The sequence below is a fragment of the Arenimonas oryziterrae DSM 21050 = YC6267 genome, from assembly GCF_000420545.1.
GTDB lineage: Bacteria > Pseudomonadota > Gammaproteobacteria > Xanthomonadales > Xanthomonadaceae > Arenimonas > Arenimonas oryziterrae.
Genome location: NZ_ATVD01000003.1, coordinates 274122 through 290668, shown reverse-complemented (window position 1 = coordinate 290668; position 16547 = coordinate 274122). Strand labels below are relative to the sequence as shown.

Here is a 16547-nt window from a genome sequence, read left to right as displayed (position 1 = left end):
GGCGCGCATGATCGCTCTCGGCAAGACCCTGAGCATCCGGCAACAGCTGCTGGGCCTGTTCGGCCTGATGTTGATCGCCAGTATCGGCGTCCTGTTGCTCGACGAATGGGAGCGGCGCAACAACACCGACGCCCTGCGCCAGCTCAAGGACGAATCGCTCAACAGCCTGCGTCGCATCAAGGCGGTATCCGACGCCTACGGCCTGGACTATGTCGACACGACCTTCCGCGTGCGCAACGATCTCATGAGCTGGGAGGAAGGCGTGCAGGTCATCGACGGCGCCAAGCTGCGCATCGATGCGCACTGGCGGACCCTGTCGGCGGAGCCGCAAAGCACCGAACAGAAAGAACTGATCGCGCAGATCGACCGCGCCAAGGTGCGCGCCGATGCCGCCGCGGTGACCTTGCGCGGCATCCTCGTACGCAAGGACATCGGCGAACTCGGCCGTTTCGCCGACACCGAGCTGTATCCGGCGATCGATCCAGTGACGATGCGCCTGAAATATTTTTCCGACCTGCAGCTGATCGAGGCCAACCGGCGCGTGCAGGCCTCGTTGTGGCGTGCGCGCGAAGCCGCGCTGCTGCGCATCGTGCTGATCATCGGCGGCCTGGTGCTGTTCGCGTTCATCGCGCAATCGATCGTGCGCAACATCTACAAGGGCGTGGAAAGCCTGCGCGACCTGTCGCAGCAGATGCGCCGGCACGACTACAACGCGGTGCCGCGTTTCCGCGCCGAAGGCGAGCTGGGCGAGGTGCTCGACGGCTTTTTGACCATGCGCGACGACGTACAGCGGTTCGAGAACGAACTCAACGAACAGCTGCTCAACAACGAGCGCGTGCGTTTCAGCCTGCAGCAGAGCGAGGTATTCCAGCGCTCGCTGTTCGCGGCCGCGCGCGTGGCGGTGATGTCGATCGATCTCGAAGGCCGCTTCACCAGCTTCAATCCCTTCGCGGAAAAACTCACCGGCTATCGCGCCGAGGAGATGAACGGCCGGCGCACCGCCGACCGCCTGTTGCTGCCCGAAGAAATGGCGATGGTCGCGGGCAATCTCACCGCGGCGCTCGATCGGCCGGTGCCGACCGACGCGCGCCTGATTCCGGTGATGATCGAGCAGGGCCTTCCGCCGCAGGAATGGACCATCGTGCGCAAGGATGGCAGCCATGTGCCGGTGCTGCTGGCGACCTCGGGCATGCGCGACGAAAGCGGCAAGATGGTCGGTTTTCTCGGCGTCGCCACCGACCTGACCCAGATCAAGCTGCTCGAACGCAAACTGCGCGCGAGCGAAGTCGCCGCGCGCGAGGCCAATATCGCCAAGAGCAGTTTCCTGGCGGCGATGAGCCACGAAATCCGCACGCCGATGATTGGCGTGACCGGCATGCTCGAAGTGCTCTCGCACAGCGAACTCGACACCGAACAGCGGCGCACGATCCACGTGATCCAGCAGTCGGCCGATTCCCTGCTCAAGATCATTGGCGACATCCTGGACTTCTCCAAGGTCGAAGCCGGTCGCCTGGAACTGGCGCCGATCACCCTCGACCTGGGCCGCCTGCTGCAATCGACCGCGGCCAATTTCACCGGCTCGGCGTCGAGCAAGGGCCTGGTGCTGACCATCACGCTCGATCCGCGCGTCGGGCCGGCGCATGTCGCCGACGGTCTGCGCCTGCGCCAGATCCTGTCGAACTTCCTGTCGAACGCGATCAAGTTCACCGACGCCGGGTTTGTCGAGGTCGCGCTGGAATGGAAGGGCCGCCTCGAAGATCAGGATCAGCTGGTGTTCCGCGTCACCGACACCGGCATCGGGGTGACCGAAGAACAGCAGGCGCGCCTGTTCCAACCGTTCAGTCAGGCGGAAGGCAGCACCACGCGGCGCTTCGGCGGCACCGGCCTGGGCTTGGTCATCAGCCAGCGCCTGGCCGGCATGATGGGCGGCGAAGTCACCATGGAAAGCACGCCCGGCGCGGGCACGACGCTGCGCTTGTCGGTGAGTCTGCCGCGCGGCCGCGTGGAGGACATCGAAGCCGATCCCGCACGGCCCGGTCAGCCCGGCGCGTTCACGCCGCGCGCCTTGCCCACGGTGGCGCAGGCCGAAGCCGAGCGCAGCCTGATCCTGATCGTCGACGATCATCCGACCAATCGTCTGGTCGTCGCGCGCCAACTCGCGCTCGCCGGTTATGCCAGCGAAGCGGTCGACGACGGCGCGCAAGGTCTGGAGCGCTGGCGCAGCGGCCGCTATGCCTTGGTTCTTTCGGACGTGCACATGCCGGTCATGGACGGTTATCAGATGGCGCGCGCGCTGCGCGAGGAAGAAATGCGTGCGCACCGCGTCCGCACGCCGGTCGTGGCCCTGACCGCTGCCGCGCTCAAGGGCGAAGCCGAACGCTGTCTGTCGGCCGGCATGGACGACTATCTCGCCAAGCCGGTGAGCATTGCCGAACTCGCCGCCTGTCTGCTCAAGTGGTTGCCGCATACGCGGGCGCCGGAGACGGGCACGCTGCCGAGTCTGCCGATCGCACCCTTGCCTACGTCCCTGCCGCAATTGCACACGCCGCCATCGCCGCTGGATCCGAGCGTGCTGGCCGAACTCACCGGTGGCGATGCAGCCGATCTGCGCGCCGTGCTCGATGATTTCCTCGCGAGCACACAGGACGATCTGCAGGCGCTGCGGCAGGCGCGCGAAGACGGCGACACCGCCGCGCTCGCGCGCCAGGCGCACAAGATCAAGGGCGCGGCCAAGCTCGTCGGCGCACAGGAACTCGCGCACGCCGCCGCCGAACTCGAACTCGCGGCAAAGGCCGCCGACTGGCCGCAGCTGTTGCCGCTGAGCGCCGACGTGCAGACCGCCGCCGAACGCCTGCGCCTGCACGTGCAGGCGATGTAGGCGACGCTTGGCTTTCGATGCCTTCCTGTCGATCCTGTTGATGCTGGCGCTAGGCGTCGTCTTCCGGCGCCTGCGCGTGTTTCCCGACAACGCCGCGGAAACGCTGAACCAGGTCGTGCTTTACGTCTGCCTGCCCGCGGCGGTCCTGCGCTATGCGCCGCGCCTGCCCCTGGACGCGTCGGTGCTCGGCATCGCGCTCGTGCCCTGGGTTTTGCTGGTCGCGACGATCGGCCTCGTCGCCGCACTCAGTCGCGGGCTGTCGCTGCGTCGCGACGAACACGCGGTGCTCCTGCTGTGCGTGGGCCTGGGCAATACCAGTTTCCTCGGCTATCCGCTGGTGCGCGCTTTGCTCGGCGAGGCGGCCTTGCCCTACGCCGTGGTCTACGACCAGTTCGGCGCGTTCCTGATCCTGTCGACCTTCGGCCTGTTCGTGCTCGCGCGCTACGGCGGCGATGAAACGCCCAGCACCGGCGCGATCGTGCGGCGCATCCTGCGGTTTCCGCCGTTCCTGGCCCTGGTGGTCGGCCTGAGCCTGATGCCGGCCGATCCGCCGGCGGTGATCGCCGGCCTGCTGCAACGCGTGTCCGATGCCCTGTTGCCCCTGGCGATGCTCGCGATCGGTCTGAGCATCAAGTTCGCCTTGCCCCGGCACGAACTCAAACCGCTCGCCGCCGGCCTGGCGCTGAAACTGCTGCTGATGCCGGCCTTGGCCTGGCTGATCGTGCCTTGGCTGGGCCTGGATCCGCTCAAGGCGCAGACGGTAGTGCTCGAATCGGCGATGCCGCCGATGATCACCGCCGGCGCGCTCGCGATCTCGCATCGGCTCGCGCCCGGTCTCGCCGCGGCCCTGGTGGGTTATGGCATCTTGTTGTCGCTGATCACCTTGCCCGCCTGGGCCTGGCTGCTCACGTCCCTGCATTGACTGGAATCGAACTTGCGCCAGCTCGCCTGCACCGCCCTGCTCCTACTTGTTTCGACGGCCGCCTCCGCACGACCGACGACCGACGATACGGCGCCGGCGGATCTGTCGTCGATCTATCTGCGCGCCGCCAGCCACCAGGCCTCGCCGCTCGCCCGTCTGGCATTGTCGGGCATGGGGGCGATGCAGTCCCAGGTCGCGCCAACGTCGTCCGTAACCCGCGCGCAGTGGCTGCAGTTGCGCGATGCGGCGCTGCAGGACGGCCGTCAGGATCCGATGGTGCAGGCCCTGGCCCTGCAGATGGATCAGTCGCCGACGACGCCGGCCAATGCCGCGCCGCGCGCGGCGGCGAATCGCGTCCTGCAACAGGCGATCGCACAAAACGGCTTCTTCGGTCTCGTGCTGTTTTCGCGCGCCGAAAATCAGGCCGACCCGACCCGCGTCGCCGCGCTGCTGCATCAGGCGGCGCAGGCGAAAACCTATCGCAGCGTCTACGGCCCGCTGCTGCGCGCGGTCTATCCGACCTTCGATGGCCTGGCCTGGGGCGACGTGCTCGCGCGCGCGCAGATCGACGCACAGGGCGATGAAGATTCCGCGCAGATGCTCGCCGGCGCGATCGCCGTGGAATTCGGCCTGCCCGGGTTCGGCGTCCTGCATGCGCTGTGCAAGGACGCGGTGGGTTCGGTCCGTGAGGACTGTCGTGCGCTCAACACGCGCATCGCGGCCGAAGGCGAAACGGCGTTCGAAGTCGCAATCGCGATGGCGCTCGTGCAGCATCTCGCTGACACGGAGGCGGATAAGGCCCATGCCCTGATCGCGCGTCGACGTCTGTCGTGGCAACTCGAACAATTCGCCAGCCTGCACCCGGACCCGCATGGCGCCGAGGCACATGCGTATTTCCGGGCAACGCTTCAGCAGGGCGAACTCGCGGCGATGCGCAGCGCGCTCGTGCAGGCCAAGCGTCCGCTGGATCCGCCGGACGGCTGGCACGCCGGCTTCGAGATCGCGCCGGCGACGCCGCGGCGATAACGCCGTCCGCCGTCGCCCGTCGGTGCGCCGGTCAGTCCGCCGGCACGGTCCGGGTCTTCGCCCACTCGCGCAGGGATTCGACCTGTTCGGCCATGAGCACGGACAGCGGACGCGTGCCGCGCAGTTCCTCGAGCAGACTCGCTTCGGACACCACGGTCTTGCCGGCATGCGCGGCGTACAGCGCGCTGACGATCGCCTGCTCGATTTCCGCACCGGAAAAACCGGCGCTCGCGGCCGACAGGCGATCGAGCGAGAACGCGCTCCAGTCGACGCGACGCTTGTCCAGGTGCAGGCGGAAAATCTCGTCGCGGGTGGCGTGATCGGGCAGGTCGACGAAGAAGATTTCGTCGAAGCGGCCCTTGCGCAGCAATTCCGGCGGCAGGTCATGCACGGCATTCGCGGTCGCGACCAGGAAGACGCGCGACTTGCGTTCGGCCATCCAGGTCAGGAAATAGCCGAGCACGCGCCGCGACACACCGCCGTCTTCGCTGCTGCCGGCGCTGGCGAGGCCTTTTTCCAGCTCGTCGATCCACAGCACGCAGGGTTCGAGCTGCTCGGCCGAGGCCAGGGCCTCGCGCAGATTCTTTTCCGTCTCGCCGTGGAACTTGTTGTACAGCGTACCGAAATCCAGGCGCACCAGCGGCACGCCGAAGCCGCCGGCAACCGCTTTCGCGGCCAGCGACTTGCCGCAACCCTGCACGCCGAGCAGCAGCACGCCTTTCGGCGGATCCAGCCCGATCGGCATGTCGCCGCTGGCGAACACTTCGCGGCGCTGGCCGATCCATTGTTTGAGGCGCGCGACGCCGGCGACATCGGCGAAGCGCGCGGTGTCGTATTCGAAATGCAGATGCCCGCTCTTGTTGAGCAGTTCGAACTTCAGTTTGGCCAGCTCGGGCAGATCGGCCTCGCCGAGCGCGCCGTCGCGGAAGACCAGGTGGCGCGCGATGCGCCGCGCTTCGGTCATCGCCAGGCCGCGCAGATTGCGCACGATCGCCGCGACCGCGGCCTTGTCGACGACCACGCGGCGACCGCCGTGCTCGCGCATGTACAGCGCGACTTCGTCGTTGAGCATCTTCAGCAGGGCGTTTTCGTCCGGCAGGCGCAGCGAAAAACGCACGGCCAGGGTGTCGAGTTCGGTCGGCAGTTCGATCTTGCTGCCGACCAGGACGACGGTGTGGTCGAGGCTGCCGCGGCGCTCGACGATTTCGCGCAGCATGCGCTGCGTGCTGGCGTAGCCCAGGTAGGGCATGACGTCGAGCAGCAGGTAGATGCCGCGCTGGTCGTGGCTCTTGATCGCGTGCAAGGTCGCGCTGATGTCCGGCGCCGTTTCCGGTGCGTCCTCGCGGTCCATGTCGACGCGGCGCATGCCTTCGGTGATCGACCAGCGGTACAGCGCGCGGAACACGTTCGCCAGCACATGCCGGAACAGATCGACGACGCGACCCTCGTCGGGCGTTTCGATGACGATCAAGGGCGTGTTCGCACGGATCAGGGAAGACAGGTCTTGCAGTTCGCTCATCAGGTCGGCCTTGGCAGGGACGGAAAAGATAGCAGAGCCGCCACGGCCGCCGCCGTGCGGGCGGAGCGACGGCTTTGCGCTAGGATTCGGTCATGTCCCCTCTCCACGCCCGTTTCACCCGTCGGCAGGCCCTGGCACTCATCGCCACGACGCTCGCGAGCACGGCGATCCCCGCCGGCGCGGTCGCGCTGGCGGCCGAGCCCGCTGCCGCAGTCAGAGCGACCGCGGTGGCGACGACGTTCGCGCGCTTTTGCGACACGCTGCTGCCGGCCGATGACTTCAGCCCGGCGGCGTCTGCGCTCGGCGTGCCGGCGCGCATCCTCGCCGACGCCGAGGGCAATGCCTTGTTCGGACGCTTGATCGAAGTCAGCATCGCGTGGCTGGATCAGGCGGCCGGGGGTGCCTTCGATGCGGCAGACGCGTCGGCGCGCGACGCGATCGCACGCACCATGTCCGAGCTGCCCTGGGAAGCGCCGCCACGGCGGTTCTTCGATCTCATCCGCGATCTGGCGATGGGCTATTACTACGCGCAGCCGGCGGCCTGGAAAGGCTCGGCGATCACGCAGCCGCCGCAGCCCTTCGGTCATTTCGAGAGCGTGGAATGAGTCGCGAGACGACCTTCGACGCGGTCGTGGTCGGCGCGGGCGCGGGCGGCGCGGCGGCGGCCTGGCGTCTGACCGAACACGGTCTGCGCGTCCTGCTGCTCGATGCCGGTCCGAGCTTCGATGCGGCGACCGATTACCGTCTGGATCGGCCCGACTGGGAGCTCAGCCGGTTTCCGCTCAAGCCCGGCAGTCGCGGGCGCTATAGCTTCGGCGAGATGCAGACGCTGGACCCACGCGATGACGGTCTGCGTTCGTGGAATGCCGTCGCGGGCCGTCTGAACCGCGGCGAGCGCCGCGGCATTTCCGGCCCGGGCTATCACCATGTGCGCGGCATCGGCGGCAGCACCCTGCATTTCACCGGCGAAGCGCACCGGATGAATCCGCATTCGATGCGCCTGCGCAGCGACCACGGCGTCGGCGCGGATTGGCCGCTGACTTATGCGCAGCTCGAACCCTTTTATGTCGTCGCTGAAAATCTCATCGGTGTCGCCGGTCCCGCCGACCCGGGGGATCGCTGGCGCAGTGCCGCGTATCCCCTGCCGCCGCATCCGATCAGTCACGCGGCGCGCTGTCTGGGTCGCGGTGCCGAGGCGCTGGGCTGGCACTGGCAGGCGAGCCCGCGTTCGGCCCTGTCCCTGCCCTACGACGGTCGTCCGCCGTGCAACTACTGCGGCGGCTGCAATCGCGGCTGTCCACGCGGCGACAAAGGCTCGGCCGACGTGACCTTCATCGCCAAGGCTCGGGCCAGCGGTCGCTGCGAAATCCGCCCGCTGTGCACCGTCGTCGCCCTGATCGTCGAGGGTGGTCGCCAGGTGCGCGCGCTCGATTACCTCGACGCACGGGGCCAGCGCGTGCGCGTGGCGACGCCGCAGCTGATCCTGGCCGGCGGCGCGATCGAAACGCCGCGGCTGCTGCTGATCCACAACGCGGCGAATCCGGCGGCGGCGATCGCCGCGGACGCGGGCCAGATCGGGCGCAACCTGCTCGAGTCGTCGAGCTGGACGACCGTGGGCCTGGCGTCAGAGCCGCTGGCGAGTTTCGGCGGCTTGCCGGCGGCGTCGATCTGCTGGGATTTCAACCGGCCCGACGCCGTGCCCGGGATCGTCGGTGGCTACAAGCTCAGCGACGCGATCCACGAGACCGACATGGTCGGCCCGGTCGCCTACGCCCAGCGCGCCCTGCCGGGCTGGGGCGCCGCGCACAAGGCGAGGGTGCGCGAAAGCGTCGGTCGCGCGGTGGCGGTCAGCGCGACCGGCGAATTCCTGCCCAACACGGGCTCGTTCGTGGACCTCGACCCTGCCCGCACGGATGCCCACGGCCTGCCGCTGGCGCGAATCCACTCCTTCAACGATGCCGCGACGATCCAGCGTCTGGCCGCTATGGCCCGCTCCTGTCGTGACCTCATGAAGGCAGCCGGGGTGCAGACCCTGGTGGAGGAGTACGGGAGCTACGATTTTTATTCCGCTGCCCACGTTTTCGGAACCTGCCGCATGGGCACGGATCCGGCGACGTCGGTGGTGGACCCGAACCTGCGGATACATGGCTGGGACAACGTCCAGATTTGCGACGCCAGCGTGTTTCCCAGCTCCGGGGGTGGTGAGGCGCCTTCCCTCACTATCCAGGCACTGGCCATCCGTGCAGTGGACCAGGTGGTGACGGGGCGGGCTTCCTGACGCCGGCTCTCGCCACGGGGTTCGACACGGCCACCATCGGGCGCCTCCGGACTGCAACGGAGGGGCTTAATCGCAACGCAGGGGAAAACAAATGAAACAGGTTATTCGTATCGGTGTCCTGGCCCTGGTCGGGCTGGCCTGTGGTCCGGCCTTGGCCGGCAAGGGCGGCCCGCCGCCGCCGACGCGCACCACCACGGTCGTCGGCGAGGAAGAGGTCAACGACAACGAGTTTTTTGTCGGCATCAACTGGCAGTTCGGTGGCAAGTCGCAGGCCGAGCTGGTGGTGGGCTACCGCGATGTCGACGTCAATTCCAACGGCGATGTCAAAGGCGCCGGCATCGACATGACGTTTCCGCTCACCGGCGGATTCCGCGCCGGCGAACTGCGCCTGAAGGGCATCGACGGCAAGGACGATCTCACCGGCGAATACGGCGCGGGCTGGTCGTTCGATGAAAACGCCTTCCTGGTGACCGGTGCCGCGCAGGCCGAGTTCGTCACGTTCGGTACCGACTACCTGTTCGGCAAGGGCAAGGGCTGGCGGCCCTACGCCGGTCTGAATACGGTCAGTGGCTACACACCGCCGCCGTACCGCACGGTCAGCAACGTGAGCTGCCCGGCGCCGTTCGAGCTCAGTCCCGACCAGCTCAGCTGCAACTTCCCGCAGTCGGATTAAGCGCGTCGCGACCGCGTCACGATCCACCCGCAGGCGGCCGAGCGATCGGCCGCCTCTTCGTTTTCAGCCTGCCAGCAACATCCGCGCGATCGCCATGCCGGCCTCGCGGCCATCGTGCACGGCGGTCACGACCAGGTCGGCGCCGCGCACGTTGTCGCCGCCGGCGAAGATGCGCGGGTTCGACGTCTGGTAAGGCAGGCCGCCGGCGACCGCGATGCGCCCGCCGTCCTGCAAGGCCACGCCGTGCTCGGCCAGCCACGACGCGGGACTGGCACGGAATCCGAAGGCCGTGATCACGATATCTGCGGGCAGCACTTCTTCACCGTCCGCGGTCAGTGCGGCGACCTCGTCGCGTGCGCGCGACTGCGTGGCGCCGACGCGTACGCCGCTCACGCCGCTCACGCCGGTCTCGCCTTCGATCGCCAGCGGCTGCCGGTTGAACACGAAGCGTACGCCCTCGTCGCGCGCGTTTTTCACCTCGCGGCGCGAACCGGGCATGCTCGCTTCGTCGCGCCGGTACACGCAGGCGACATCCGCCGCGCCCAGGCGCACCGCCGTGCGCACGCAATCCATCGCGGTATCGCCGCCGCCGAGCACGAGCACGCGGCGACCGGCGAGATCGAGCATCGGATCGGCGGCGGACTCGGGCGACAACAGGCGTCGCGCATTCGCGATCAGGAACGGCAGCGCCGCAATCACGCCGGCACGATCCTGCCCCGGCAGTTTTCCGTCGACCGCGGTGTAGGCGCCCGTGCCGACAAACACCGCGTCGTAGTCGCGCAACAGATCGGCGAACGCGATATCGCCGCCGACCTCGGTGCGCAGATGGAAGACCACGCCCATCGCTTCGAGCACCTGGCGGCGCGTGGCGATGACCTCCTTTTCCAGCTTGAACGGCGGAATGCCGAAGGTCAGCAGGCCGCCGATTTCTTCGTAGCGGTCGAACACGTGCGCGGCGATGCCCGCGCGCGCCAGGCGATCCGCGCAGGCGAGCCCGGCCGGTCCGGCGCCGATGATCGCCACGCGTTTGCCGGTGGCACGGACGTTCGACAGGTCCGGTCGCCAGCCCTGTTTGAACGCGGTATCGACGATGTACTTCTCGATCGAACCGATCGTCACCGATTCGAAGCCAGTGTTGAGCGTGCAGGCGCCTTCGCACAGGCGGTCCTGCGGACAGACGCGACCGCAGATCTCCGGCAGCGGATTGGTTTCGTGCGCGAGTTCGGCCGCTTCGAACAGACGCCCTTCGCGCACGAGGGTCAGCCAGTTCGGGATGTAGTTGTGGACCGGGCATTTCCATTCGCAATAGGGATTGCCGCAGTCCAGGCAGCGCGCGGACTGTTCGACCGCCTGCGGCGCCTCGAAACTCCCGTAGATCTCGTTCCAGCCCAGCACGCGCACGGCCACGTCGAGTTCGCGCGGCATGCGCCGCGGCAGATCGAGAAACTGGAAGGGCGTGAGCTTCATGCGGCGCGCCTCAGGGCGTCGACCAGGGACTCCAGGCTCGCGGCCTTGGGTTTGATCAGCCAGAAGCGTCCGGCGACGTCGCGGAAATCGTCGAGCAGGGCCTGACCCCAGGCGCTGTCGGTGTAGCCGACATGCGCGCGGATGAGGTTGCGCAGATGCTGGCGGTGGTTCTCCATGCCTTCGGGCGTGATGCGCAGCACGTCGATGAGCTCGTGGTTGTAGCGATCGACGAAATCGCGATCCAGATCCAGTACGTAGGCCATGCCGCCGGTGAAACCGGCGCCGAAGTTCAGGCCGGTCCGTCCGAGAACCACGACGATGCCGCCGGTCATGTATTCGCAGCCATGATCGCCGACGCCTTCGATGACGGCGGTGGCGCCGGAATTGCGCACGGCGAATCGCTCGCCGGCGCGGCCGGCGGCGTACAGCTCGCCGCCGGTGGCGCCGTACAGACAGGTGTTGCCCATGATCGGCGTATCGCGCGCGACAAAGCGCGACGCACGCGGCGGCCGCACTGCGATGCGACCCCCGGCCATGCCCTTGCCGACATAGTCGTTGGCATCGCCTTCCAGATGCAGGTTCAGGCCGCCAGCGTTCCAGGCGCCGAAACTCTGTCCGGCCACGCCGGTGCAATGCAGGGTGATCGGCGCGGCGCTCATGCCCAGGTTGCCGTGCGTGCGCGCGATCTCGCCCGAAATGCGCGCGCCGATGCTGCGGTCGGAATTGCGCACGGTGTAGTGGAACTCGCCGCCACGCGCTTCGACGATCGCCGCCCGCAGTTCTTCGAGCATGCGCGCGGCCAGCGTGCCGGGATCGCGCGGACGGTTGCGCGCCTGTGTGCAGTAGTGCGCGGCGTCGCTGCGCAGGCCGCTCGCGGCGAGGATCGGTGAAAGGTCGAGGCCATGCTGTCGCTCGCTCTGTCCTTCGGCGATCTGCAGCAGATCGGTGCGACCGATCAGGTCCTGCAGACGCGCAACCCCGAGGATCGCCAGCCAATGCCGCACGTCCTCGGCCACGAAGCGGAAGAAATTCATCGCCATCTCCGGCAGGCCGGTGAAATGGTCCTTGCGCAGGCGCGGGTCCTGCGTGGCGACGCCGGTCGCGCAGTTGTTCAGATGGCAGATGCGCAGGTATTTGCAGCCGAGCGCGACCATCGGTGCAGTGCCGAAGCCGAAACTTTCGGCGCCGAGAATCGCGCCCTTGATCACGTCCAGTCCGGTCTTCAGTCCGCCGTCGACCTGCACGCGCACGCGATGGCGCAGGTCGTTGCGGCGCAGGGTTTCCTGGATCTCCGACAGACCCAGTTCCCAGGGCGTGCCGGCATGGTGGATCGACGACACCGGCGAGGCTCCGGTGCCGCCGTCGTAGCCCGACACGGTGATCAGATCGGCATAGGCCTTGACCACGCCCGCCGCAATGGTGCCGATGCCGGCATGCGAGACCAGCTTCACTGACACGAGCGCGGTTGGATTGACTTCCTTCAGGTCGTAGATGAGCTGGGCGAGATCTTCGATCGAATAGATGTCGTGGTGCGGCGGCGGCGAGATCAGGCCGATGCCCGGCCGCGCGTAACGCAGGCGCGCGATGAGTTCATTGACCTTGTGGCCGGGCAATTGACCGCCTTCGCCGGGTTTGGCGCCCTGCGCGATCTTGATCTGCAGCACGTCGGCATGGATGAGGTATTCGGGCGTGACGCCGAAACGCCCCGAAGCGACCTGCTTGATCTTCGAGGATTTCTCGGTGCCGTGGCGCGCGGGATCTTCGCCGCCTTCGCCGGAGTTCGAGCGGCCGCCGAGCCGGTTCATCGCGATCGCGAGCGCCTCATGCGCCTCCGGCGACAGCGCGCCCAATGACATGCCGGCGGAATCGAAGCGCGCCAGGATCGCTTCGACCGGTTCGACCGCGGCGAGCGCGATCGGCGCGATGTCGCGGCGCAATGGCAACAGGTCGCGCAGCGTCGACGCCGGCCGGCCGTCGACATGGTCGGCGTACACACGGTAGTCGGCGACATCGCCGCTGCGCACGGAACGCTGCAGGCTCGCGATCACGTCGGGGTTGTACATGTGGTACTCGCCGCCGTGCACGTACTTGAGCTTGCCGCCCGGTTCGATGTCGTCGAGCTCGGACCAGGCGCGCTGCGCGAGATGGCGCGCGTCGTTCTCAAGATCGGCAAACCCCGCGCCGCCGATACGCGACACGATGCCCGGGAAACACAGCGCCACGACCTCGTCGGCAAGGCCGACGATCTCGAACAGCTGCGCGCCGCGATAACTGCCGATCGTGCTGATGCCCATCTTCGACAGGATCTTGAGCAGGCCCTTCTTCAGGCCGCGACGGTAGCTGCGGCCGAGTTCGGCGGCCTCGTTGCCGCGTTTGCCATCGAGCACGCCGTGACGACCGAGCGCGGCCAGCGTCTGGTAGGCCAGATAGGGATAGATCGCGGTCGCGCCGACGCCGATCAGGCAGGCGATCTGGTGCGGGTCGCGCGCGCTACCGGTTTCGAGGATGAGGTTGCAGTCGCAACGCAGGCCGGCGTGCACCAGGTGATGGTGGATCGCGCCGGTCGCGAGCAGGGCATGGATCGGCAGGCAGCCCGGTTCGGGATAGCGGTCCGACAGCAGGAGCAGGATCGTGCCGGCACGCACCGCCGCCTCGGCCTCGCGGCACAGGCGATGCAGGCCCTCGTGCAGGGATTCGCCTTCGGCCAGGTACAGGTCCAGGCGCGTGTGCGCGTCGCGGAAATCCTCGAGCGTCAGCAGCTGGCGCAGCTTGCGCTGCGAGAGCACGGGCGAGTTGAGCATGACCTGGCGCGCATTCGCCGGCGTCAGCTCGAAGACGTTGCCCTCGCGGCCGATCTGCGTGGTCAGCGACATCACCACCTGCTCGCGCAGCGGGTCGATCGGCGGATTGGTGACCTGGGCGAAGGCCTGGCGGAAATAGTCGTACAGCGGCCGCACCTGGTGCGAGAGCACGGCAAACGGCGTGTCGTCGCCCATCGAGCCGGTCGCTTCCTGCTCGGTTTCGGCGAGTACGCGCAGCACCGATTCGCGTTCCTCGCGCGTGAGCTGGAACAGTTTCTGGAAGCGGCGCAGGGTCGCACCGTCGAAAGGTTCGGCGGCGAGCGAGGGATCGATGAGATCGGCGGTAAGGTAGGTCACGCCCTGCTTGAGCCAGGTCTTGAACGGCGCGCGCGCCTTGTTGAGCGCATCGATGTCGGCGCTTTGCATGAGCACGCCGCGCTGCAGATCGACCGCGAGCATTTCGCCCGGACCGAGCTTGCCCTTGGCGACGATCTTTTCCGGCGCGCAGTCGTACACGCCCGCTTCCGAGGCGATGACCAGATGCCGGTCCTCGGTCAGCAGCCAGCGCGCGGGACGCAGGCCGTTGCGGTCGAGCGCGCAGGCCGCGTAGCGCCCGTCGCACAGCACGATGCCGGCCGGGCCGTCCCAGGGATCCACGCACAGGCCGTAGTACTCGTAGAACGCGGCAAGATCCGGATCCTTGTATTCGAGCGAGGACGTCGCCGGCGGAATCAGGATGCGCATCGCCTGCAACAGATCCATGCCGCCGACGAGCAGGGCTTCGAGCATGTTGTCGAGGCTTTGCGAATCCGAACCCGTGAGGGCGACCAAGGGTTGGACGTCGCTGAAATCCATCCTCGGCGAAGACCAGCGCGCGCCCCGCGCAATCGACCAATGCCGGTTGCCTTCGATCGTGTTGATCTCGCCGTTGTGCGCGAGCAGGCGGAATGGCTGCGCGAGTTTCCAGGCCGGGGCGGTATTGGTCGAAAAGCGCTGATGGAACACCACCACGCTCGAAGCGAGTTCGACGCGCGCGAGGTCCGGGAACAGCGGCAGCAAGGCTTCGGGCAGGACCATCGCCTTGTAGCCGATCGTCTGCGCCGACAGGGTCACCACGTAGAATTCGGCGAGCGCGGCGAGCTGTTTTTCGGCGGCGCGGCGGGCGAGATACAGGCTGCGTTCGAAATCGGCTGCGGACAGGTCGTCGTCGGCCTGCACGAACACCTGCTCGATGCGCGGCATCCCGCGCAGGGCGATCGGCCCGCAGTCCTCGCGCGAGACCGGCACCCCGCGCCAGCCGGCGACGCGCAGGCCCTGCGCGGTCAGGGCGGTCGCGAGCACGCCGCGCGCCTGTGCGGCGTCGGCGGTCTCGGTGGGCAGGAAGATCATGCCCGCGGCGAAGTTCGTGCCCAGCGCGATGCCGGCTTCGGCCGCGACCACGCGCAGGAACACTTCCGGACGATGGATCAGCAAACCGCAGCCGTCGCCGCTGCGACCGTCGCCGCCGACCGCGCCGCGGTGGGCCAGGCGCGCCAGGGCGGTCAACGCCGCCGTGACCAGCCCGCGGGAGGGACGGTTGTCGAGGTTGGCGATCAGCCCGAACCCGCAGCTGTCGCGTTCGAAACCCGGGGCGTACAGGCCCCCGGACGATGAGGCGCGCATCGACCCTCCGGTATCAAGTGGTCGCGTTCGCGGGCCAGGGCCGGAGCGGGAGCCGGGCGGCGGTGCGTACCGGCTTCACCGTCACACAGCGCACTAGAGTTTCTGCTCTTGACGCCGCGCTCACCCGAACCGCGCGCGCGACCGCCGGTTTCCCCCCGCGCGCGGGGCGTTGTAGAGTGAGGCTTCACCCGCAGTGGAGTGGAGCTTATGCGCACGGTACTTGTCGCCAGTTCCAAGGGCGGCGCGGGCAAGACCACGATCGCCACCAACCTGGCCGCGCATTTCGCGCTGGACGGCAAACGTACCCTGCTGATCGACGCCGACCGGCAGAAATCCTCCACCCACTGGTGCGAAAAGCGCGCCGCCCTCGCGACCGCCGTGCTGCCGATCGACGGCAGCCGCCGTGGCTGGGAAAAACAGGTGCCCGACGGCGCCCAGCGTGCCGTCGTCGACGCGCCGGCCGGCGCCATGGCCGACGACCTGGAGGCCTTCCTCGAGCGCGCGGACGTGGTCATCGTGCCCGTGCTGCCCTCGATCATCGATCTCGAAGCGACCGTGCCTTTCCTCAACACCCTGGCCACGGTGCAGCGGGTCAAGAAGGGCAAGCTGCCGGTGCTGATCGTCGGCAACCGCCTCAAGCCCTGGACCGGCGCCTCGCAGCAGGCGATGGCGCAGCTCAAGAGCTGGCCCTATCCGGTGATCGCCGAACTGCGCGACACCCAGGCCTATGTCCTGATGGCGGCCCTGGGCAAGTCGGTGTTCGATTACCACTCCGAACAGATCCGCAGTCACCAGGACGACTGGTCCCCCTTGCTCAAATGGCTCAAGAAGGCGCTCTGAATGCGAGAACTCATCCTGCTTCGCCACGCTCACGCCGACCCGGCGGCTCCGGGTGCCGAGGATTTCGATCGTCCGCTGTCGCGGGAAGGCCAGGCCGAGGCCGAGGCCGCCGGCGTGTGGCTCAAGCAGCACGGTTACCTGCCCGACCGGGCGATCTATTCGCCGGCGCGGCGCACGCGGGAGACGCTGGAGCAGGTGCTGTCGGTCATCGGCGTCGTCGAGCAGCGCCCCGATCAGCGTATCTATGAAGCGACGCCGGGCACGCTGATGGCGATCGCGGACGAGCAGCGCGATCTGGGCCGTGTGCTGCTGGTCGGGCACAACCCGGGTCTGGAGCAGCTAGCGGCCTTACTCAGCTCGGGCCAGTCCGGGGATTTCCGCGGCATGCCCGCCGGTGGCGTCGCGGTGCTGCGCCTGCCGGTAGACGCCAGCCTGGAGCCCGGCATCGCCGAGCTTGCCGCCTTCTGGTGGCCATGACCCG

General features: G+C 68.0%; 11 protein-coding genes. 8 read left to right on the top strand and 3 right to left on the bottom strand.

Annotation, left to right across the window (positions count from 1 at the left end; genetic code table 11):
- Positions 1-7 precede the first annotated feature (7 nt).
- The 3 genes from G467_RS17530 to G467_RS0109715 are packed head-to-tail and all read left to right on the top strand — an operon-like array spanning position 8 to position 4826.
- Positions 8-2878, top strand: coding sequence for a hybrid sensor histidine kinase/response regulator (locus tag G467_RS17530; RefSeq protein WP_022969546.1), 2871 nt, complete (start codon positions 8-10; stop codon positions 2876-2878).
- 7 nt (positions 2879-2885) lie between these two features.
- The gene (locus G467_RS0109720; RefSeq protein WP_022969545.1) at positions 2886-3800 is read left to right on the top strand and encodes an AEC family transporter; all 915 of its coding nucleotides are present in this window, start codon (positions 2886-2888) and stop codon (positions 3798-3800) included.
- Between the two features lie 12 nt (positions 3801-3812).
- Complete coding sequence (locus tag G467_RS0109715; RefSeq protein WP_022969544.1) at positions 3813-4826, top strand: hypothetical protein; 1014 nt, start codon at positions 3813-3815, stop codon at positions 4824-4826.
- A gap of 31 nt (positions 4827-4857) precedes the next feature.
- On the opposite strand, the gene G467_RS0109710 is transcribed toward G467_RS0109715, so the two are convergent.
- Complete coding sequence (locus tag G467_RS0109710) at positions 4858-6345, bottom strand: AAA family ATPase (protein WP_022969543.1); 1488 nt, start codon at positions 6343-6345, stop codon at positions 4858-4860.
- Between the two features lie 92 nt (positions 6346-6437).
- Between G467_RS0109710 and G467_RS0109705 the strand changes: the two genes are divergently transcribed.
- From G467_RS0109705 to G467_RS0109695, 3 genes are all read left to right on the top strand, one after another.
- Positions 6438-6950, top strand: a complete 513-nt coding sequence (locus G467_RS0109705) for a gluconate 2-dehydrogenase subunit 3 family protein (protein ID WP_022969542.1) — start codon at positions 6438-6440, stop codon at positions 6948-6950.
- Positions 6947-8623 carry a GMC family oxidoreductase gene (locus G467_RS0109700; RefSeq protein WP_022969541.1) on the top strand — a complete coding sequence of 559 codons (1677 nt, stop codon included), beginning with the start codon at positions 6947-6949 and terminating at the stop codon, positions 8621-8623. Before G467_RS0109705 ends, G467_RS0109700 begins: the two co-directional genes overlap by 4 nt.
- A 91-nt stretch (positions 8624-8714) precedes the next feature.
- On the top strand, positions 8715-9296 hold the full coding sequence (locus tag G467_RS0109695) for a hypothetical protein (protein WP_022969540.1): 582 nt from the start codon (positions 8715-8717) through the stop codon (positions 9294-9296).
- 63 nt (positions 9297-9359) lie between these two features.
- On the opposite strand, the gene G467_RS0109690 is transcribed toward G467_RS0109695, so the two are convergent.
- Both G467_RS0109690 and gltB read right to left on the bottom strand, forming a co-directional pair.
- Positions 9360-10763, bottom strand: a complete 1404-nt coding sequence (locus G467_RS0109690) for an FAD-dependent oxidoreductase (protein WP_022969539.1) — start codon at positions 10761-10763, stop codon at positions 9360-9362.
- Positions 10760-15226 (bottom strand): glutamate synthase large subunit, encoded by a 4467-nt coding sequence (gene gltB, locus G467_RS0109685; protein ID WP_022969538.1) that lies wholly within the window; start codon positions 15224-15226, stop codon positions 10760-10762. Before gltB ends, G467_RS0109690 begins: the two co-directional genes overlap by 4 nt.
- 207 nt (positions 15227-15433) lie before the next feature.
- On the opposite strand from gltB, the gene G467_RS0109680 reads away from it, so the two are divergent.
- Together G467_RS0109680 and G467_RS0109675 are read left to right on the top strand one after the other, a co-directional pair.
- Positions 15434-16066: a ParA family protein gene (locus G467_RS0109680; protein WP_022969537.1), complete on the top strand. Its 633-nt coding sequence runs from the start codon at positions 15434-15436 to the stop codon at positions 16064-16066.
- Positions 16067-16543 (top strand): SixA phosphatase family protein, encoded by a 477-nt coding sequence (locus G467_RS0109675; protein WP_022969536.1) that lies wholly within the window; start codon positions 16067-16069, stop codon positions 16541-16543.
- The last annotated feature ends 4 nt before the right edge of the window (positions 16544-16547 follow it).